Annotated in this window: 16 protein-coding genes and 1 riboswitch; of the genes, 10 read left to right on the top strand and 6 right to left on the bottom strand. The window is 60.3% G+C overall.

Annotated features, from left to right (window positions below; genetic code table 11):
* Position 1: 1 nt before the first annotated feature.
* On the bottom strand, positions 2–748 hold the full coding sequence (locus tag JQM68_RS04905; protein ID WP_235221855.1) for a hypothetical protein: 747 nt from the start codon (positions 746–748) through the stop codon (positions 2–4).
* Positions 749–952: 204 nt separating this feature from the next.
* Here JQM68_RS04905 and JQM68_RS04900 point away from each other — a divergent pair, with 204 nt between their 5' ends.
* Complete coding sequence (locus tag JQM68_RS04900; protein ID WP_235221854.1) at positions 953–2,764, top strand: CvpA family protein; 1,812 nt, start codon at positions 953–955, stop codon at positions 2,762–2,764.
* 122 nt (positions 2,765–2,886) lie between these two features.
* Positions 2,887–4,023: a pyridoxal phosphate-dependent aminotransferase gene (locus JQM68_RS04895; RefSeq protein ID WP_235221853.1), complete on the top strand. Its 1,137-nt coding sequence runs from the start codon at positions 2,887–2,889 to the stop codon at positions 4,021–4,023.
* 40 nt (positions 4,024–4,063) lie between these two features.
* Here the strand turns inward: JQM68_RS04895 and JQM68_RS04890 are convergent, their stop codons facing one another.
* Complete coding sequence (locus tag JQM68_RS04890; RefSeq protein ID WP_235221852.1) at positions 4,064–5,170, bottom strand: M20 metallopeptidase family protein; 1,107 nt, start codon at positions 5,168–5,170, stop codon at positions 4,064–4,066.
* Positions 5,171–5,287: 117 nt separating this feature from the next.
* A riboswitch (Lysine riboswitch) is annotated at positions 5,288–5,455 on the top strand.
* A 146-nt stretch (positions 5,456–5,601) separates the two neighbouring features.
* Between JQM68_RS04890 and dapA the strand changes: the two genes are divergently transcribed.
* The 4 genes from dapA to JQM68_RS04870 all read left to right on the top strand — a co-directional run bounded on the left by dapA (position 5,602) and on the right by JQM68_RS04870 (position 9,117).
* Complete coding sequence (gene dapA, locus JQM68_RS04885; RefSeq protein WP_235221851.1) at positions 5,602–6,489, top strand: 4-hydroxy-tetrahydrodipicolinate synthase; 888 nt, start codon at positions 5,602–5,604, stop codon at positions 6,487–6,489.
* Positions 6,486–7,214, top strand: coding sequence for a 4-hydroxy-tetrahydrodipicolinate reductase (gene dapB, locus JQM68_RS04880; RefSeq protein ID WP_235221848.1), 729 nt, complete (start codon positions 6,486–6,488; stop codon positions 7,212–7,214). Before dapA ends, dapB begins: the two co-directional genes overlap by 4 nt.
* A 102-nt stretch (positions 7,215–7,316) precedes the next feature.
* Positions 7,317–8,012 (top strand): 2,3,4,5-tetrahydropyridine-2,6-dicarboxylate N-acetyltransferase, encoded by a 696-nt coding sequence (gene dapD, locus JQM68_RS04875; protein ID WP_235221847.1) that lies wholly within the window; start codon positions 7,317–7,319, stop codon positions 8,010–8,012.
* Between the two features lie 154 nt (positions 8,013–8,166).
* Complete coding sequence (locus JQM68_RS04870) at positions 8,167–9,117, top strand: ComEC/Rec2 family competence protein (protein ID WP_235221846.1); 951 nt, start codon at positions 8,167–8,169, stop codon at positions 9,115–9,117.
* Between the two features lie 60 nt (positions 9,118–9,177).
* Here JQM68_RS04870 and JQM68_RS04865 read toward each other — a convergent pair whose 3' ends face one another.
* From JQM68_RS04865 to iolE, 4 genes are all read right to left on the bottom strand, one after another.
* The gene (locus JQM68_RS04865; protein ID WP_235221845.1) at positions 9,178–10,215 is read right to left on the bottom strand and encodes a Gfo/Idh/MocA family protein; all 1,038 of its coding nucleotides are present in this window, start codon (positions 10,213–10,215) and stop codon (positions 9,178–9,180) included.
* A gap of 253 nt (positions 10,216–10,468) precedes the next feature.
* Entirely contained in the window at positions 10,469–12,397 is a 1,929-nt protein-coding gene (gene iolD, locus JQM68_RS04860) for a 3D-(3,5/4)-trihydroxycyclohexane-1,2-dione acylhydrolase (decyclizing) (protein ID WP_235221844.1), read from the bottom strand.
* Positions 12,398–12,414: 17 nt separating this feature from the next.
* Complete coding sequence (locus JQM68_RS04855; RefSeq protein ID WP_235221843.1) at positions 12,415–13,218, bottom strand: 5-deoxy-glucuronate isomerase; 804 nt, start codon at positions 13,216–13,218, stop codon at positions 12,415–12,417.
* Between the two features lie 278 nt (positions 13,219–13,496).
* Positions 13,497–14,399 carry a myo-inosose-2 dehydratase gene (iolE, locus tag JQM68_RS04850; RefSeq protein WP_235221842.1) on the bottom strand — a complete coding sequence of 301 codons (903 nt, stop codon included), beginning with the start codon at positions 14,397–14,399 and terminating at the stop codon, positions 13,497–13,499.
* A 564-nt stretch (positions 14,400–14,963) separates the two neighbouring features.
* Here iolE and JQM68_RS04845 point away from each other — a divergent pair.
* The 4 genes from JQM68_RS04845 to iolG all read left to right on the top strand — a co-directional run bounded on the left by JQM68_RS04845 (position 14,964) and on the right by iolG (position 19,867).
* A complete protein-coding gene (locus JQM68_RS04845) occupies positions 14,964–15,986 on the top strand; it encodes a sugar ABC transporter substrate-binding protein (protein ID WP_235221841.1) in 1,023 nt (340 codons plus the stop codon).
* Between the two features lie 296 nt (positions 15,987–16,282).
* Entirely contained in the window at positions 16,283–17,716 is a 1,434-nt protein-coding gene (locus JQM68_RS04840; protein ID WP_268821419.1) for a sugar ABC transporter ATP-binding protein, read from the top strand.
* On the top strand, positions 17,709–18,686 hold the full coding sequence (locus JQM68_RS04835) for an ABC transporter permease (protein WP_235221836.1): 978 nt from the start codon (positions 17,709–17,711) through the stop codon (positions 18,684–18,686). Before JQM68_RS04840 ends, JQM68_RS04835 begins: the two co-directional genes overlap by 8 nt.
* A gap of 167 nt (positions 18,687–18,853) precedes the next feature.
* Positions 18,854–19,867, top strand: a complete 1,014-nt coding sequence (iolG, locus tag JQM68_RS04830; protein ID WP_235221835.1) for an inositol 2-dehydrogenase — start codon at positions 18,854–18,856, stop codon at positions 19,865–19,867.
* Positions 19,868–19,944: the final 77 nt, after the last annotated feature.

Below are 19,944 nucleotides of genomic sequence, written 5' to 3'. Positions count from 1 at the left end.
GTCAATTTTGAAAATCAAAGCGGATATATACCTGAAAGCCGTCGTGCCGTGTTTGACCGCTTTCCTGAGACGTGTGGGTGTACCAAGAGTCCCCCACCAGCAGCACGTCCGGCTCGGCGGAGGAACGCCAGACCTGCCTTTTCCCAAGGGAATTGACGCCCAGCTCCGAGGATGGGATGGTGTCATAGCCGTCAAATACCGTGACGTCCAGCGGAGAGAAGCCTGCCGGAGCCGCACCCTCGAACCGCCAGCCATAGCGGGTATCCGCGTCGTCAAACCGTTTCACCAGCGCTGCGTCCCGCTGATAGGCTGAATCAAGGAGCAGGTAATCTATATCCAGTAGGCGGGCATACAGCTGCCCGTTGCACCGCAGCAACTCCAGTCCACGCAGGGTCTCCTCCACATAGCGGACGTAGGCCGGATAATACTCTCGTGTCCATTGATTGTAGCACGTCTGATAGAGGTAGACCCATTCAGGCACTGCCGGATTGACATAGTAGGGAGTATTCTGACCGTCCAGTTTCGTATCTCCGCCATAGACAAAACCCGTCGGGCATTCATCAAAAACTACGCCGTGGGAGGAGGGTAGGTACTTGACACCGTTTACTTCTACATAGGGCAAGGTATCCCACTGCGGCTCCTCCGTATGATGCTCGCGGAGGGAAAGTACTGTCGCCAAAAACAGGAGTAGGCCCAGAAGTATCAGAAGCAGCCGAACCTTTCGGCGTTCCAGCGGTGTGAGCTTCATGGCATCTCCTTTCTGTACGTGGCGGGAGCGTTTTCTATATTGTATCATGGAGAGAAGGAAAAAGAAAGCGGCGAGGTGAGTGGGGATAAATTTTTCAACGCAGGGGGAAACTTGATTTGTTCATACTTTTCGTGTATCATAAATATCATCGTTAATTTGAATTTTAACAAATAGAAAGACCATCTGAAGAAGGGAGCATATTTCATGCCGTTTTCATTCAATTTCGGCGGCTTTGACGGCGGCGCGTTCGGCGGCTTCAATCCGGCCGCCGGTGAGACCGGCCAGAACTACACACCGCCGCCCAAGCGGCCCCGCAAGCCCCGGAAGGCCATCGGCAACGCCTTTACCCGGACCCTCATCAACCTGGCGGTGACGCTGGTGTTCGGCCTGGCGTATTTCTATGTGGAGCTGCCGGCCATCAACCTCCACGCCGAGGAGTTTTACGTCTTTGCCTTCCTGCTGTGCGCGGTGTACTGCGTCTGCGCCGTGGTGACCTCTGGCTTCCAGGGGGAGGGTGTCAAGGGGTATGTCCACTTTGTCAAGAAGCAGTGCACCATCCCCTTCCTGGCGTTCATCGCCCTGATCGCCGCCATCGCCATCGGCGCCATCAGCTCTTGGGTGGTGCTGCGGGCGGGGGCGTACAGCCAGCTGCTGCCCATCGAGAGCGGCGACTTCACCGCCGAGGTGGAGGAGATCAGCTACGACCAGATCCCCATGCTGGACGCCGACTCCGCCGCCCGCCTGGGCAGCCGGAAGCTGGGCGAATTGTCCGACATGGTGTCCCAGTTCGAGATTTTGCCCTCCTACACCCAGATCAACTACCAGGGCCGCCCCGTGCGGGTCACCTCCCTGGCCTACGGCGACATCATCAAGTGGTTCACCAACCGCACCAACGGCCTGCCCGCCTATATCGTCATCGACATGGTGACCCAGGAGGCGGAGGTGGTCCGGCTGAACCAGGGGATGAAGTACACCACGGCGGAGCATTTCGGCCGGAACCTGTACCGCTATCTGCGGTTCCACTATCCCACCATGATGTTCGACGAGCCGGTGTTTGAGATCGACGAGGAGGGCACGCCCTACTGGGTCTGCTCCCGCATCGTCAAGACCATCGGACTCTTCGGCGGCACGGACATCAAGGGCGCCGTGCTGGTCAACGCCGTCACCGGCGAGAGCGAGTATTACGAGCAGGTGCCCTCCTGGGTGGACCGGGTGTACTCCTCCAGGATCATCATGGACCAGTACGACTACTATGGGATGTACCACAACGGCTTCATCAACTCCCTGTTCGGCCAGCGGGATGTGACGCTGACCACGGACGGCTACAACTATATCGCCATCAACGACGACGTGTACATGTACACCGGCGTCACCTCCGTCACCTCCGACCAGTCCAACATCGGCTTCATCCTCACCAACCAGCGGACCAAGGAGACCCACTTCTACCCCTGCGCCGGCGCCACGGAGACCTCTGCCATGGACTCCGCCCAGAGCCAGGTGCAGCAGATGCGCTATGAGGCCACCTTCCCGCTGCTGCTGAATATCGCCGACCAGCCCACCTACTTCATGGCCCTGAAGGGCGCCGACGGCCTGGTGAAGATGTACGCCATGGTCAACGTCCAGCAGTATCAGCTGGTGGAGACCGGCGGCACCGTGGCGGAGTGCGAGGCGGCCTACCGCCAGGCTCTGGCCCACGCCGGGCTGATCGCGGCGGGGGAGAGCTCCCTGATCGGGGAGCAGCAGGTGGATAACGGCACCATCGCCGAGATCCGCACCGCCGTCATCGACGGCAACACCCACTATTACGTCCGCATGGAGCACGGCCTCGGGTATCTGGACTTCAACGCGGCGGATACGCCCCGGGCGGTGCTGATGGACAAGGGCGACCACATCTGGTACACCTACGTGCTGGAGACGGCGTCCTTCCCGGTGAATGGCATCGTCACCGCCACCGGCTTCTGGTTCAACGGGGAGACCCCGCCGGAAGAACTGGCGGACATTGCGGCCAACGCCTGAATCCCATCCTCAAAAGACGGCCTTTCCGAAAGGAAGGGCCGCCTTTTTTGGCAAAATCCGCATTGACATCCTCTTTTTTCACGCCTATACTGATTTTATTCAAACTTAGGAGCGTGAAACGCATGGAATTGAAGCTGAATAACGCCGTGCTCGGTGAGGAACTGTCCGGTATCCGCCGGTTTACCTTCCTGGTGCGGGATACCCCCGGCGCCTGTGCCCTGACCATCGGCGAGCCGGACCAGAATACCCCGGACGTGGTGAAGGAGGCCGCCAAGGCCGCGCTGGACGCCAACGATACCCACTATCCTCCCGGCAACGGCTATCCTTATATGCTGGAGGCTATCTCCAAATTTGAGGAAAAGGCCCACGGCCTGCACTATGACCCCGAGGAGATCATCCTGACCATCGGCGCCACGGAGAGCCTGCATATCGCGCTTGCCACCGTGCTGAATCCCGGCGATGAGGTCATCATCCCCACGCCCTCTTTCAGCCTGTACGCTTCCATCACCCGGCTGTGCCGGGGCGTGCCGGTGAACCTGCCCACCGAGGACAACCACTTCCAGGTGGACCCGGAGGCGCTGAAGGCCGCCATCAATGAAAAGACCAAGGCCATTATCCTGACCTCTCCCAACAACCCCACCGGCTGTATCTACACCAAGGAGACCCTGGACGCCATCCACGACATCCTGGTGGATAAGCCCATCTTCGTCCTGTGCGACGATGTGTACCGCACTCTGGTCTATACGGAGGATTACCACAGCTTCTCCGAGTATCAGGATATGCGGGACCGCATCATCGTCATCAACAGCTTCTCCAAGCCCTATGCCATGACCGGCTGGCGCCTGGGCTACTGCCTGGCGGACGCCCCCATCCGGGACCGGATGCAGATCTTCCACCAGTACATGGTGGTCTCCGCGCCCTCCTTTGTCCAGCCCGCCTGCGTGGCGGCGCTGGAGAGCGACACCAGCGGCATGGTGGAGATCTTCCGCAAGCGCCGGGACTATGTGTATAAGCGGCTCACCGACATGGGCCTGGAGGTCCAGGAGCCGGAGGGCGCCTTCTACATGTTCATCAACATCAAGAAGTTTGGGATGGACTCCCTGACCTTCTGCGAGAAGATGCTGAAGGAGGGCCTGGTGGGGCTGATCCCCGGCTGCTACTTCGACTGCGAGGGCTATATGCGCCTGAGCTACTGCTACTCCGACGAGGATTTGAAAGAGGGCCTGGACCGGGTCGAAAAGTTCATCAAGACGCTGTAAGCGCCAAAGGGCTGCCGTCCCGCAGGACGGCAGCCCTTTTTTACGCCATGAAAAGCAGCTCTTTCAAAAATTCCACGCCCTTCGGCAGGACCGTTTCGTCGTCGAAGCAGAAGTCCGGCGCGTGGAGCTCCGGCGTCTGCCCGACGCCCAGGAAGAAGAACACCCCGGGCACGGCCCGCTGGTAGAAGGAGAAGTCCTCCGCCGCCAGGGCGGGAGCGTCCAGCAGGGAGGGAGCGTCGGGGCCGAGGGCATCACAGACCGTTTCATACAGCCCCTCATGGTTCCAGACCGCCGGGTAGCCCTCGTTGAGATAGACCTCCACGCCGCAGCCGGTCCCGGCGGCAAGGTCCTGGCCGATGGCCTCCAGCTGCTCCTTGCAAAAACGGTACGTCTCCTCCCGGTAGGTCCTGAGGCTCCCCTCCAGCACCGTTTTCCCGCTGACGGCGTTGCGGACGGTGCCGGAGGTCATTTTGCCGAACAGAAACGCCCGGGGTTCCTCCGGGGGCAGGGTGTCTACCATGGCGTAGGCCCGGCGGAGGTACTCGGCGCCCGCCGTCAGGGCGTCCCGGCCCTGACTGGCCCGGGAGAGGTGAACGCTTTTTCCGGTGACGGTCACTGTGACCTCATTGGATCGGGCCATGAGGGGGCCGGGGCGGGTGAACACCTGCCCGGCGGGCAGGTTCGGCCACAGGTGCAGGCCGAAGACACGGGTGACGTGATGGGCTTCCAGAATGCCGCTTTCGCACAGCCCCTTGGCGCCGCCGGTGGTCTCCTCGGCGGGCTGGAACAGGAACAGCACGTTCCGGGGCAGTTCGGAGCGGTGGGCGGACACATATTCCGCCAGAGCCAGCGCCATGGCGGTGTGGCCGTCGTGACCGCAGGCGTGCATTTTTCCGGGATGGGCGGAGGCGTAGGGCAGGCCCGTGATCTCCGTTACCGGCAGGGCGTCCATGTCCGCACGAAAGGCCACGGTTTCCGGTTTCCCGGCGTCAAAATACGCGCAGACGCTGCCGGGGATGGGGCTGGACAGGGCGCAGCCCAGGGGCTCCAGCACGGACCGGACATAGGCCGCGGTTTCGGGCAGTTGGCTGTCCAGTTCCGGGATGCGGTGCAGGGCCCGGCGGTGGTTCACGACGGTTTGAGACATAGAGGGACCTCCTGAGGTAAGTTTCTGGCATTTACTATAACACAACGGGGCGGAAAGAAGTAGATTTTTTGGGAAATTTCTATTGCAACCGGGAGCAGTTGGTGATATGATAGCCAAAAATGAGATAGAGGCGCGGATGCGATGGACCCACGGGAGCCGGCAGGCTGAGAACGTGGGGAGGGCAAATCCGCCGAACTTTCCGCCTGGGCGCAGGCGGCGAGTGGGGCCGGGGGGAATACCCGCGGGACTGTCTGCGGCACGGGCCGCAGGTGCGCTATCCGCTTACAGAGCCTGACGCCATCGGGCGTGCATGTACTGTCGGTAGGAGCGTGCCTCTACCGACTTTTTATTTTTGGCCTGTCCGAAAAAGCGGTCAGACCTTTGGGGGATAGAGACCCTATCCAAGAAAGAAAGTATGGAGGGCACACAACATGAAGTTTGAAAACATCAAGGGTTCCATCGTTGCCATGATCACCCCGTTCCACGAGGACGGCAGCGTCAATTTTGAGGTCCTGACCGAGCTGCTGGAGCGGCAGATCGCGGAGGGCACCGACGGTATCCTGACTCTGGGCACCACCGGCGAATATCCCACCATGAGCCATGAGGAGGATGCCTCCGTGGTGGAGCACACCATCAAGGTCGTGAACGGCCGGGTGCCCGTCATCGTGGGCAGCGGCTCCAACTGCACGTCTACCCAGCTGGAAAAGAGCGTTCTGTATCAAGACATGGGCGCCGACGCCCTGCTGCTGATCTCCCCCTACTACAACAAGGCCAACCCCGAGGGCATGTACCGCCACTTCGCGGAGACCGCCGACGCGGTGCATATCCCCTGCCTGCTGTATAACGTCCCCGGACGCACCGGCTGTTCCATTCCGGTTTCCGTGGTGGAGAAGCTGAGCCGGCACCCCAATATCACCGGCATCAAGGAGGCCAGCGGCGATATGTCCTATGCCATGAAGATCGCCCACTGCATCGGGCCGGACTTCGCCCTGTACTCCGGCAATGACGACATCACCCTGCCCCTCATGAGCATCGGCGGCAGCGGCGTCATCTCCGTCTACGCCAACGTGATGCCCGCCATGTGCCACCAAATCGTGGCGGATTACCTGGGCGGCAACCGGGCACAGGCGCTGAAAAATCACCTGAAGTACTTAAAGCTGATGAACGACCTGTTTATCGAGGTCAACCCCATCCCCGTCAAGAGCGCCATGAACATGATGGGCCTGAACGTCGGCCCCATGCGGCTGCCCCTGTGTGAGATGAGCGAGGAGCACCAGGCCATCCTCCGGGCCAGCTTGAAGGAGGCGGGCCTGCTGTGAGATTTCTGCTGATCGGCCGGGGAAAAATGGGCAGGCTGATAGAAGCCACTGCCCAGGCGGGCGGCGACGAGATTGTGGCCGCTTTCGGTCACGATGACCTGGGAAAGCTGGCCGGTTTCGGGAAAGTGGCCGACGTGGTCATCGACTTCTCCCGGCCCGAGGCACTGCCTGCCGTCTGCGCTTATGTGAAACGTACCGGCACGCCCCTGCTGTCCGGCACCACCGGCTACTCCCCCGCCCAAAAGGGGGAGCTGGAGAGCCTGGGCGCCTATGCCCCCGTGCTGTGGAGCGCCAATTTTTCTCTGGGCATCGCGGTGCTGTACCGGGCGCTGGAGGTGGTCTCCGGCGTGCTGAAGCCGGATTTTGACATCGAACTCACCGAGACCCACCACAACCAGAAGGCCGACGCACCCAGCGGCACCGCAAAGCTGCTGCTGGAGGCCATCGACCCCGCCCACGCCCTGACCCCGGTGTATGGCCGGGAGGGGAACTGCGGCAAGCGGGGGAAGGACGAGATCGGCGTTCATGCCCTGCGGGGCGGCACCGTGGCGGGCACCCACACCGTCCACTTCTTCGGCCCCGACGAGGAGCTGGAATTCACCCACCGAGCCGCCAGCCGCCAGATCTTTGTGAACGGCGCCCTGCACATGGCCCGGCTGCTGCCGGGAAAAACCAACGGGGTCTATGACCTGCAAAAAATCTTATTTGGAGACTCTTTTTCTTGAAAGAAAAAGAATCAAAAAGAACTTTAATGAATAACTGCTTTCCCCGCAAAAGACTTTCTGAACAGCAGAAACCTTGATTTTATGTGAAAGAGTAGGAATATTATGAACGCCCAGGAGATCATTGATTATATCGCCAATTCTGAGAAAAAGACCCCGGTAAAGGTCTATGTCAACACCACCGCCCCCGTGGATTTCGGCTCCGCCAAGGTCTTTGGCGGAAACAACAGCTTCATCGTGTTCGCCGACTGGAACGAGCTCCAGCCTATTCTGGAGGCCAACGCGGACAAGATCACTGACTGCGTGGTGGAGAACGACCGCCGCAACTCCGGCGTGCCCCTGCTGGACATGAAGAACATCAAGGCCCGTATCGAGCCCGGCGCCATCATCCGGGAGAAGGTCACGATCGGCGAGGGCGCCGTCATTATGATGGGCGCCGTCATCAACATCGGCGCCGTCATCGGCAAGGGCACCATGATCGACATGGGCGTCGTGCTGGGCGGTCGGGCCACCGTGGGCGACCACTGCCACATCGGTGCCGGCGCTGTGCTGGCCGGCGTGGTGGAGCCCGCCTCCGCCACCCCCGTCATCGTGGAGGACGGCGTGCTGGTGGGCGCCAACGCCGTGGTCATCGAGGGCGTCCACATCGGCAAGAATTCCGTGGTGGCCGCCGGAGCGGTGGTCATTGAGGATGTGCCGGAGAACGCCGTGGTAGCGGGAAGCCCCGCCCGTGTCATCAAGATGAAGGACGCCAAAACCGAGGGCAAGACCGCGCTGGTGGATGCCCTGCGGAAACTGTAAAAAGCAAATGGGCCGGGAGCGGAAACGCTCCCGGCTTCTTCGTCAGTTTGTCAAAATTTGAAGTAAAAATTTGTAAAGCACACGGGACTGTTTTCGTTGCGGAGGTGCAACCAATTGTGGTATCCTGTAAAAAACAAACGCAGGGGGAACAAGTATGCTGGTACTGGATTTTATCAACGTTGGCAACGGAGACTCTACCCTGATTCGAGATATGGAAAACGGCGTCCAGCGGTTTGCCGCGCTGGTGGACTGCGGACACGACAGCCTGATTCGGGATGACCATTCGGCGGAACTGGACCCCCGGTCCCAGCGGATCTACGCCGGGGATTTCCTGAAAAAGCAGGGGATCACCCATCTGGACATGGTCATCCTGACCCACTTTCACCGGGACCATATCGGCGGCCTTGGCCGGGTGCTGGAGGCGGTGACGGTGGACAAGCTCATTGCCACCTACATTCCTCCGGCGGACAGCCGGGACCTGGAGCCGGATAAGGACATGGAATTCCCCAAGGCGGCCCGGAACCTGCTGCGGTGCGTGAACATCTATGCCACCGCCCTGCGGGAGCATCCCGGCCGGGTGCGGGAGCTGGTGGAGCTGCCCGGCGACAAGCTGGAAGTCCTCCGGCCGACGGATGACCTGACCCTGGAGATCGTCTGCGGCGAGCCGGCCCTGTACCCCCGGCAGAAGGAGGTCTACGACGCCGCCTTCCGGGGCGTGCGGGACCGTTACGCCCTGATGCACTGGGGCAAGTGCATGAATGTCTCCAGCCTGCGCCAGCGGCTGCATTACCATGGGAAGGACATCGTTCTGGGCGGCGACGCCTACGCCGTGGTGTGGGACAACGACACCCTTGCCCCCTGCGATATTCTGAAGGTGCCCCACCATGCCTGCCTGTCCTCCACCACCCGGAAGATGGTGGATATGATGCGCCCCAAGACGGCGGTTGTCAGCGTGGCGGCCCGGCGGCCCGATGAGCGGCCGCACCCCGCCATCATCTCCCTGCTGCGGGAGTATACGGATGACGTCCGGTTCACCGACGCGGTGGACATCCCCGGCCTGGTAGAGCCGGAGTTCCATGAGTCGGTGCATATTGAAATCGAGTGACAACAAGAAAGATAAAAAATGGAGGACCACAGTGTGGTCCTCCATTTTTAATTGGAGAGATTACTTGTACATCTCCGGCTTCTCCATGGTCTCCACCTTCAGGAACTGAGAGGTGCCACGGGAAGCGTTCAGAGCGTCACCGGCGACGCAGGCAACATAGCCGTCCCAGGCGGAGGGACCGGTCAGCTTGCCGGCGTTGACGGACTCGACCCACTTGCAGAACTCGATGTCGTAGGCCTCGATGAAGCGCTCTTTCCAGTCGGTCATGATGGGCATGGACTCGGCGGGCTGCACGGAATCCCAGCCGGCGGGACGGGAGCGGCGGACAACAGCGTAGGGATCGGGCAGCTTGACGGTGCCGTTCTCGCAGACGACCTCGCACTGGATGTCATAGCCATAGCCATCGGCGACCTGGACCTCCACGTCGATGAAGCAGCCCTTCTTGGTGCGCATCAGCATGACCTGGGGGTTGTCATAGCCCTTGTCGGAGTTGGCAGACTGACGGACCTTGACGCACTGCACGTCCTCGTACTCGTCGTCCAGCAGCCAGCGGCAGATGTCCAGCTCGTGGATGGCCACGTTGGTGACGCCGTTCTCGGTCTTGAAGCCCGGGCCCTGGGAGACGTTGCGGTGGCAGGCCTTGATCAGCAGGGGAGCGCCCAGCTCACCGGAGTCGATGATGCGCTTCATCTCGGCGTAGCCGCGGTCATAGTGACGCATGAAGCCCACCTGCACCAGGCGCTTGCCGATCTCCAGCTCGCGGTTGATGATGTCCTCGCAGTCCTTGGCGTTCTGGCTCAGGGGCTTCTCGCAGAAGCACCACTTCTCCTCGGCCAGGGTCTTCATGACGTAGTCGTGATGGGTGGGGTCGATGGAGGTGATGACAACGGCCTCGACCTCGGGGTCCTTGATCATGCCGTCGCAGTCGTTGCCGAAGGAGCGGATGCCATACTTGGCAGCGGTGTCGTCAGCGGCGGCGGCCACATAGTCGGAGACAGCCACGACGGTAGCGCCGGGGACGGTCTCGATGATGCGGCGGCAGTGATCGCGGCCGATAGCGCCGCAGCCGATGATACCGATTTTCAGAACCTTATCCATGTTTATTTACCTTCCTTTTCTTTTATAAAGTGGTAGGATTTGTACATTTAGGATACCGCCCTATGGAAGGGGGCTAGGGGAAACCATGGGTTTCCCCAGTTCTTTTGCTGGAGGCAAAAGAAGAAAATGAAATCATTTTCGCCGCGGCGTGTACGTGGCGAAAATACCTTGACCCAGCCGCCGGGGGCGGCGTTCACCAGTCCGCAGACTGGTGGTGGGGGAGGTCGAGGGGGAGCCTGCTCCCCCTCGAGAATCAATACTTGCGGGCGTCCTTCACATGCTCCAGATGGTTAGCGTAGGCGTCCAGATTCTCCTGGCGCTCGGACACCTCGGTGTCACCCACGCGCCACCAGGAACCGTAGCCGTCGGTCATGGTCTTGGGCAGGACCTTGATGTCGAACAGAACGGGGACGTTCTTGACCTTCTTGGCGTCCTCGAAAGCGGCGACCAACTCCTCCATGGTGCGGATGGAGTAGGTCTTGCACCCGTAGCCCTCGGCCACCTTTGCGTAATCGATGTTCAGGAAGTCACCGCACAGGCCGTCCTTATTGCGGAAGCGCAGCTCGGTGCACAGGGTCTTGTTGCCGTGGCCCACCTGCAGATTGTTGATGCAGCCGAAGGAGGCGTTGTCGAACAGGCAGATGTTGATCTTCTTGTGCTCCATGACGGCGGTCACCAGCTCGCCGTGCAGCATGTTGAAGCTGCCGTCGCCGCACATGGCGTAGACCTCGCGCTTGTCGCCGATGGCCAGCTTCACGCCCAGAGCGCCGGCGACCTCATAGCCCATGGTGGAGTAGCCGTACTCCATGTTGTAGCAGTCGATGCCGGTGGGACGCCACATGCGCTGCATGTCGCCGGGCAGAGAGCCGGCGGCGCCGATGGCCACGTCGCCCTCGCTCATCATGTGGTTGATGGCGCCCAGAACGGTTGTCTGGCACAGGCCGGCGTTCAGATCCTTGGCGAACCGCTTGGCGGAGTCGGCGTTGGCGTCGTTGATGATGGGCTTCCAGGACTTCTTGTCCTCGAAGACGATGCTGTCCAGACGGTCCAGCTCCTTCTGCCACTTCTCGCGGGCGGCGGTCACCTCGGTGGTGTAGGGGGCCTTATAGCCGTCCAGCTTGGCAAGCAGGCGGGGCAGGGTGTCCTTGGCGTCAGCCACCACGGGGATAGCTTCCATCTTCAGGGCCTGGAACTCGGAGACGTTGATGTTGACGAACTTGCAGCTGTCTTTGAACAGCCACTTGGAGGCGGTGGTAAAGTCGGTGTAGCGGGTGCCGACGCCGATGACCAGGTCCGCCTTCTTGGCGATGTCGTTGGCAGCGGAGCAGCCGGTGACGCCCACGCCGCCCAGGTTCAGGGGATGGGTCCACTCGATGGCGCTCTTGCCCGCCTGGGTCTCGGCGAAGGGAATGCCGGTGGCCTCGGCGAAGGCGCGGAACTCCTCGTGCGCCTCGGAGTAGCGGACGCCGCCGCCGCAGATCAGCATGGGGCGCTTGGCCTTCTTGATGGCCTCGGCAGCGTCGTTCAGAGCGGCTTCGGTGGCGGGGCGGCGCTCCAGACGCCACACGCGCTTCTTGAAGAAGGTCTCGGGATAGTCATAGGCCTCGCCCTCTACGTCCTGGGGCATGGCAACGCAGACGGCGCCGGTGTTGGCGGGGTCGGTCAGCACCCGGAAGGCGGAGAGCATGGCGCTCATCAGCTGCTCGGGACGGACGACGCGGTCCCAGTAGCGGCAGACGGCCTTGAAAGCGTCGTTGGTGGAGATGGACAGGTTGTGGGTCTGCTCCACCTGCTGCAGAACGGGGTCGGGCTGGCGGCAGGCATACACGTCGCCGGGCAGCACCAGCAGGGGGATGTTGTTGGCGGTGGCGGTGCCGCAGGCGGTGACCATGTTGGCGGCGCCGGGGCCCACGGAAGAGGTGGCGACGCAGATCTGCTTGCGCTTCATCTGCTTGGCGAAGGCCACGGCAGCCTGGGCCATGCCCTGCTCGTTCTGGCCGTGCCAGACTTCCAGGTGCTTAGCCTCCTGGGTCAGCGCCTGGCCGAGGCCCACCACGTTGCCGTGGCCGGGGATGATGAACACACCGCGGACGAAGCGGTTCTGTACGCCGTCCACTTCGATGTACTGGTTCTCCAGGAACCGGACCAGGGCCTGGGCCATGGTCAAACGTACGGTTTTCATGGGGATCTTACCTCCTGTCAATGATTGGGATAGATGTGGTCATTGGCGTTGGCCTTCCACAGCCAGGCGTGCTCGGGGTCGTCGATGCGGGTCTTGTCCCAGGGATCGCCCTCCAGATGGCGGATGCCCCAGGCGTAGCACATGGCATAGCCGGGCGCGGCGGTCTGGGAGTGGAAGCCGTTGTTGATGACAGCCAGGCCGTTGTGACCGGTCTTGAAGATCTCACCGTTGGCAAAGCCCGCGCCGAAGCCGTCGGGATAGTCGAAGCGGTAGAAATAGACCTCAGGCTGAGGATGATGGTGAGGGGGATAGGAGGACCACTTGCCGGGATGGTTCAGGACCTCGCCCAGGACCATGTTGGAGAAAGGAGCGTTGTCCAGGTCGAAGAAGGTCTTGATCTCCCGCTCCATGCAGCCCATCAGCTCGCCATTGGAGCCTTTATACTCAGTCTGCACGGTCTCAGGGGTGTACATGACGGCCTCATAGGGCTTGTCGTTCAGGGTCTTCTGAATGTACAGCTCGCTGTGGGCGTGGGCAGTCAAGGTGATCTTCGTGCCCTTGCCGGCCAGCAGGCAGTAGGCCTCGTGGTGGAAGCAGTCGGGCCGGTCGGCTTCGACTTTCTTGCCGTCCCACTCATAGGTGACCTTGCCGGAGAACAGCAGGACCGCGATCTCCTTGTCAGCCTCGTCAAAGGTGAAGACGTCGCCGTCCTCCATCAGCAGCAGGCCCACGTCCATCTGGGTGCCCATATCGTCGGTATCGGCGTCGATATAAGTGTTGTAGCCGTTTTTCAGCTCGGCGTTCTTATTAAAATAGGTCATCGGAAACATCTCCTATTTTAGAATTGCGTTAAAAAAGTAAATGAAATCATTTTCGCCGCGACATGCGCGTGGCGAAAATACCTTGACCCAGCCGCCAGGGGCGGCGTTCACCAGTGACCGACGTCACTGGTGGAAACAGCCGAAGCGCCGCCAGCGGCGGATGAAGCGAGGCTGTTTCGAGGAAGCGGCACGATTGGCGGATACGAAGTATCCGGGAATCGTCATGCCGCGACGGTGCAGGGGATTCTCAAGGGGGGAGCCTGCTCCCCTTTGAAAGCTTACAGGCCGGTGTGCTCGCGGATGTACTTGCGGCCCTTCATGGCGTACTCGAGAGGATTGGCCTTGGCGGGATCCTGCTCGGCCTCCACCAACAGCCAGCCCTGGTAGCCGGCGTCAGACAGCACCTTGAACACGGGGTCGAAGTCCACGTCGCCGTCGCCGGGGACGGTGAAGGCGCCGTTGCGGACAGCCTGCAGGAAGCTCCAGTTGTTCTTGCGGGCCTCCTCGACCACGGGCAGACGCATGTCCTTCAGATGGACATGGCCCACGCGGTCCACATACTTCTTCAGCATGGCCAGGGGATCCTCGCCGGCGAAGGTGAAGTGGCCGGTGTCATAGCACAGGAAGACATAGCGGGGATCGGTGTTGGCCATCATGCGGTCGGTCTCCTCGGAGGTCTGGACCACAGTGCCCATGTGGTGATGGAAGCACAGCTTGAAGCCCCGCTCCACGGCGATCTTGCCCAGGGTGTTCAGACCGGCGCAGAAGCGGTCCCACTCCTCGTCGTTCATCACGTGCTTGTGGCCGCCGGTGAGGACGGGGGTGTCCATCTGGCCCTGGATGGAATAGCTCTGCTCGCTGACGTTGATGCAGTTGGCACCCACGGCGGCCAGGAAGTCCAGGTTGGCGGTGAAGTCGGCGATCTCCTCCTCGATGGGACGGGTCAGGATGAAGGAAGAATACCAGCGGCTGGCGATGCGCATGCCGCGCAGGTCCAGGGCCTTCTTCAGCTCGGCGGGATCCTTGGGGTACTTGTTGCCAATCTCGCAGCCGGTGAAGCCGGCCAGCGCCATCTCGCTGACGATCTGCTGGAAGGTGTTCTCACCGCCCAGCTCCGGCATATCGTCGTTGCACCAGCCGATGGGAGCAATGCCCAGGGAGACGTTTTTGGGATCAAACATAAAAAAGTCCTCCTTAAAAATAATAGTGTCCAGAAAGCGGAACAGAGCTCCGCGGCAGAGCCGCACAGTTCTGTGTGCGTTCACAGAAATGGAAAAACCACACTGCGGGCGCAATCGTTTTCGCTCTTATAAAAAGTATCATCGTTTTCGGTAAAAATCAACGGTTTTTCTGCTCTGATTTTGATTTTTTCCGATTTAGCCAAAGCCCTTTCCCGTTTTTTTATGGATATGACGGAAAGATACAAACCATGGGAAAGAACGCGTTTTTTCAAAGAGAGGGCGTGAAACTGGGAGCCGCGGGAAAAAAGTAAAATTTAAGTAAAATTTTGAAAGAGAAAAGGGGAACAAAGGAGAAATTTCAAGACACAAATTTTCTATTTTAACCAAAAAGTAAATAAATAATTCTTGAAAAACGCACAGAATTTGTGCATTCTATTGACGAAGTTATAGAATTTATGTTAGGATAAAATGAATTCACCGGGTGGCAGTAATCGTTTTCTTCCCAGCGCGGAAGAGGAGGGTCCCACGGCATCCGGAAATTAGTCGAAAAGGAGAAAAGAAGAAATGAAAAAGTACCTTGCCATGATCCTTGCTCTGGCTATGGCCCTGTCTCTGGCCGCTTGCGGCGGCAGCAAGACCGAGGCCCCCGCCAAGACTGAGGAACCCGCGAAGACCGAGGAGCCCGCCGCCTCCGGCGAGCAGGAGTATAACATCTCCGTTATCCTGAAGACCACCTCCTCCGAGTATTGGGGCTATGTTGTTGCCGGTGCTGAGGCTTACATGGCTGATCATCCCAATGTCAAGGTCGAGATCAAGGGCGCTACCTCCGAGACCGCTTACGATGAGCAGCAGAACATGATCGAGACCGACATGAACAACGCTGACATCGACGGTTATGTCATCGCTCCCCTGCAGGCCGACATGGTCGCCAACATGATCAAGGGTCAGACCAAGCCCATCGTGGCCGTCGACACCAACATCACCGCTCCCGAGGTCCTGTCCTTCGTCGGCACCAGCAACGAGGACGCCGGCAAGCTGGGCGGCGAGGCTGCTGCCAAGCTGGCCAAGGAGCGCGGCTGGGAAGAGATCAAGTGCATTGAGATCGCCGGCGTTCAGGGCGACTCCACCAACGAGGCCCGTATGAAGGGCTACGCTGCCGGCATCGAGGCCGCTGGCGGCACCTTCCTGTACGATGAGATCCAGTACGCAAACGCCGTGGCTGACCAGGCTGTTACCTGCATGGAGGCTATCATGCAGAACCATCCCGAGGGCATCGCCGTGATCTGCGCCAACAACGACGATATGGCCATGGCCGCCGCCCGTGCCGCCGCTGGCAACGAGGCTTATAAGAACACCGTGTTCCTGGGCTTCGACGGCATCCAGTCCGCCTGCAAGTCCATCCTGGCCGGTGAAGAGACCATGTCTGTCTGCCAGGCCGGTTATGACATGGGCTACCAGTCTGTCGACGCCGTGGTCCGCGCACTGCAGGGCGAGAAGCTGGACAGCTTCATCGAGGCGAAGGCTTCCATCGTTGATCCCGACAGCGCCCAGGCCCGTCTGGAGCTGCTGCAGGGCTATCTGGCCTAATTCCAGCACTTAGAAACAGTTGACTTGAAGCAAGGGTGGGGCCCCGTCCCGGTGGAACTGGGGCGGGGCCTTTTTCCCTCGCTGAATTTCCATTTTTCGGCTGCAGACCGAATATGACGGGCGGCAGCCCGTTTTTGAGCATCAGCCCGCGGCTGCGGCGGGCTTTCACCGCGCGCTGCTTTGACGGCGCGCGTCCCCGAACCGGGAGAAATTGAGGTGATATTCAGGTGGGCGAATACGTAGTTGAGCTAAAAAATATTACGAAGCGATTTCCAGGCGTAGTTGCGTTGAAAAATATGCAGCTTGCTGTTAAGCCGGGCGAGATTCACGGCCTGATCGGTGAGAACGGCGCAGGTAAATCCACACTGATCAAGGTCCTCACCGGCGTTCATATGGCCGATGAGGGTGAGATCTACGTCAACGGCGAAAAGAAGGTCTTTAAAAACCCCAACGAGTCCGCTGCCGCGGGCATTGCCTGCGTGTATCAGGAGCTGAACATTGAAAAGCTGCTGAGCGTGACGGACAACATTTTTATCAACAAGTGGCTGAAAAAGGGCGCTCTGCTGGACTATGACACCATGCATAAGAAGGCCGAGGAGGTCATGAAGTCCCTGGGCCAGGATGTGGACCCCCGCAAGGCGGCGGGCACCCTGGGCATGGGCGTTCAGCAGATGATCGAGATCGCGAAGGCCGTTCTGATCGACGCGAAAATGATCATCATGGACGAGCCGACTTCCTCTCTGGGCGAAAAAGAGGTCGAGCAGCTGATGAAGACCTGCCGGGAGCTGAAGGCCCGGGGTATCGGCATCCTGTTCGTCTCCCATAAGCTGGAGGAGCTGTTTGAGCTGTGCGACCGCGTGACGGTCATCCGCGACGGCGAGTACATCGAGACCCGCGACATCAAGGACTGGACCAACGACTCCCTTATCACTGCCATGGTGGGCCGTACTCTGGAGAACCAGTTCCCCAAGGAGTTCGGCGTCAAGGGTGAGTGCATGCTGAAGGTCGAGGACCTGTCTATCGGCGGCGTTCTCAACGGCGTCAGCTTCGAGGCCTACGGCGGCCAGATCCTGGGCATGAGCGGTCTGGTGGGCGCCGGCCGCACCGAGACGGTCCGCGCGATCTTCGGCGCTGACCCCATTGACGGCGGCAAGATCTACATCAAGGGCAAGGAGACCAAGATCAAGAGCCCCAAGCAGGCTATCGCGGCGGGCATCGCCCTGCTGACCGAGGACCGCAAGGGCTCCGGCCTGGTGCTGGGCGAGAGCATCCGCACCAACCTCATCATGTCCAGCTTCAAAAAGCACAGTGACGGAGTCTTCCTCAACGAGAAGCGCATCGAAGAGACCGGCCAGGGCCACATCGAGTCCCTGCGGATCAAGACGCCTTCCATTGACGAGATCGTCGGACAGCTGTCCGGCGGTAACCAGCAGAAGGTCGTTATCGGCAAATGGATCAACACCGACGCCGATATCTACATCTTCGACGAGCCCACCCGCGGTATCGACGTGGGCGCCAAGGTCGAGGTCTACAATGTTATGAACAGCCTGGTCAAGGCTGGAAAATGCGTCATCATGATCTCCTCTGAAATGCCGGAGGTCCTGGGCATGAGCGACCGCGTGGTCGTCATGCGGGGCGGCAAGGTCATGGCCACGATCGACCGTGACAGCAAGCATTTCAATCAGGAAGACATCATGAAAGCGGCATGGGGAGGAAGTTTAGATGACTAAGAAAAAGAAGGGCTCCGGCTTTCAGCTGGGCACCATCCTGGCACTGGTGATCATGTGCCTGTTCCTGGCGATCTCCAATAAGAACTTTTACAGCTATTCGAACCTGATGAGCATTCTGAAGCAGACCGCGTTCAACGCCTTCCTGGCGGTCGGTATGCTTCTGTGCCTGATCACCGCCGGCATTGACCTGTCCGTGGGCGCCAACGCGGTGTTCTGCGCCTGCCTGATGGGTGCTCTGGCCAAGGCCGGTATGAGCAGCGGCATCGTCCTGATGATCATTGGCATCGTGGCCGGCGGTGTGGTCGGCTTCATCAACGGCACGCTGCTGACCCGCCTGCATCTGCCTCATCCATTCGTGTCCACCCTGGGCATGAAGAACGTGCTGTGGGGCCTTGCACTGCTGGTCACGGGCAGCCAGATGATCAATGTCTTCCCCGCCTCTGTCCAGTGGCTGGGCCTGACCACCATCGGCGGCTTCCCCGTCAGCTTCATCGTGGTCATCGTTCTGTATGTGGTCATGCACATCTTCCTGAGCAAGACCGCTCTGGGCCGCTCCATTTACTGCGCCGGCGGCAACATGGAGGCCACCCGTCTGTCCGGTATCAATACCGCCAACGTGCTGACCTTCTGCTACACCATGTCCGGTATCATGGCTGCCTTGGCCGGTATCGTCTCCGTGGGCCGTTCCGGTATCTGCAACGGCGCCAACGCCACCCAGCCCTATGATACGGACGCTATCGCGGCCTGCATCATCGGCGGCGCCTCCTTCACCGGCGGCAAGGGCACCATGTTCGGCACCATGCTGGGCTGCCTGATCATTTCCGTTCTGCGGAATGGTTTCACCCTGCTGTCCATCGACTCCGCTGTCCAGAATATCGTCCTGGGCCTGGTCATCATCCTGGCCGTTCTGATGGACGTCATCCGTGCTCAGATGGAGGCCAAGCGCCGCCGTCTGGCCGCCGCGAAATAATTTCGCATTTTTCTGTGCCCGGCCTGTTGACAGGCCGGGCACAATTATGGCAATATGAGGTCGATAAAATCGTTTAACACATTTTATCGGACGCCAGTTTTACTGCTGCGACTGGTAAACTACCGGAAATTTGCGCGGAGCGCCGCGCTGAACATGGAGGAAAGATCATGAAGAAACTGCGCATCGGCATTGTGGGCCTGGGTCGCCTGGGCAAGGTCCACGCACAGAACATCGCCTACAAGATCCCCAACGCGGAGCTGGCTGCCGCCTGCTCCATCGTGCCCGCGGAGCTGGAGTACGCCAAGCAGGAGCTGGGCATCACGGACGTTTACAGCGACTACCGGGAGATGCTGGCCAAGGCTGACATCGACGCCGTGGTCATCGTCACCACTTCTTCCGAGCACTGCTGGCAGATCGAGGCCGCTCTGGACGCCGGCAAGCACGTGTTCTCCGAGAAGCCCCTGGGCGTGGACGTGGCCCAGTGCAAGCAGGCTGAGGCCGCCGTGGAGCGCCACCCCGACCTGACCTTCATGCTGGGCTTCATGCGCCGCTATGACAAGTCCTACGCCTATGCCAAGCAGAAGATCGAGGCGGGCGCCATCGGCACGCCCTACCTGGTGAAGGCCACCGGCATCGACCCCGAGGCGTTCGTGGACGGCGCCATCCGCTTTGCCAAGACCTCCGGCGGCATCTTCCTGGACATGGCCATTCACGACATCGACCTGATGCGCTGGTTCCTGGGCTGCGAGGCCACCGAGGTCTACGCCATGGGCGCCACCTTCAAGCACCCCGAGTTCAAGGAGGCCGGTGACGACGAGACCGGCGTGGCCGTGTACAAGTTTGAGAACGGCGCCATGGGCATGGTCCATGTGGGCCGCACCGCTCCCTATGGCTACCATGTGGAGACCGAGATCGTGGGCACCGAGGGCACCATCCGCATCTCCGCCGTGCCTGAGAAGAACCAGGCCATGGTCTACAATGTCAACGGCGCCTGCACCGAGTGCGTGGGCTCCTTCCCCGAGCGGTTCGCCGAGTCCTACCTCACCGAGATGGAGGAGTTCGTCAATTGCGCGCTGGATGGCAAGCAGCCCGGCACCACCGTGTATGACGGCACCAAGTCCACCATCATCGGCTATGCTACCACCGAGGCGTGGAAGACCGGCAAGATCGTGAAGATCTGATTGCCCGAAAATCTTCAGCCGGCCCATTTTGGGCCGGCTGATTTTGTTTACAAATTGTTACTCCTTTTTTGATGCCG

This window comes from Oscillibacter valericigenes (assembly GCF_021531435.1).
Lineage (GTDB): Bacteria > Bacillota > Clostridia > Oscillospirales > Oscillospiraceae > Oscillibacter > Oscillibacter valericigenes_B.
Note: the sequence above shows the minus strand (reverse complement) of the source record. Positions and strands in the feature narration are given on the sequence as shown.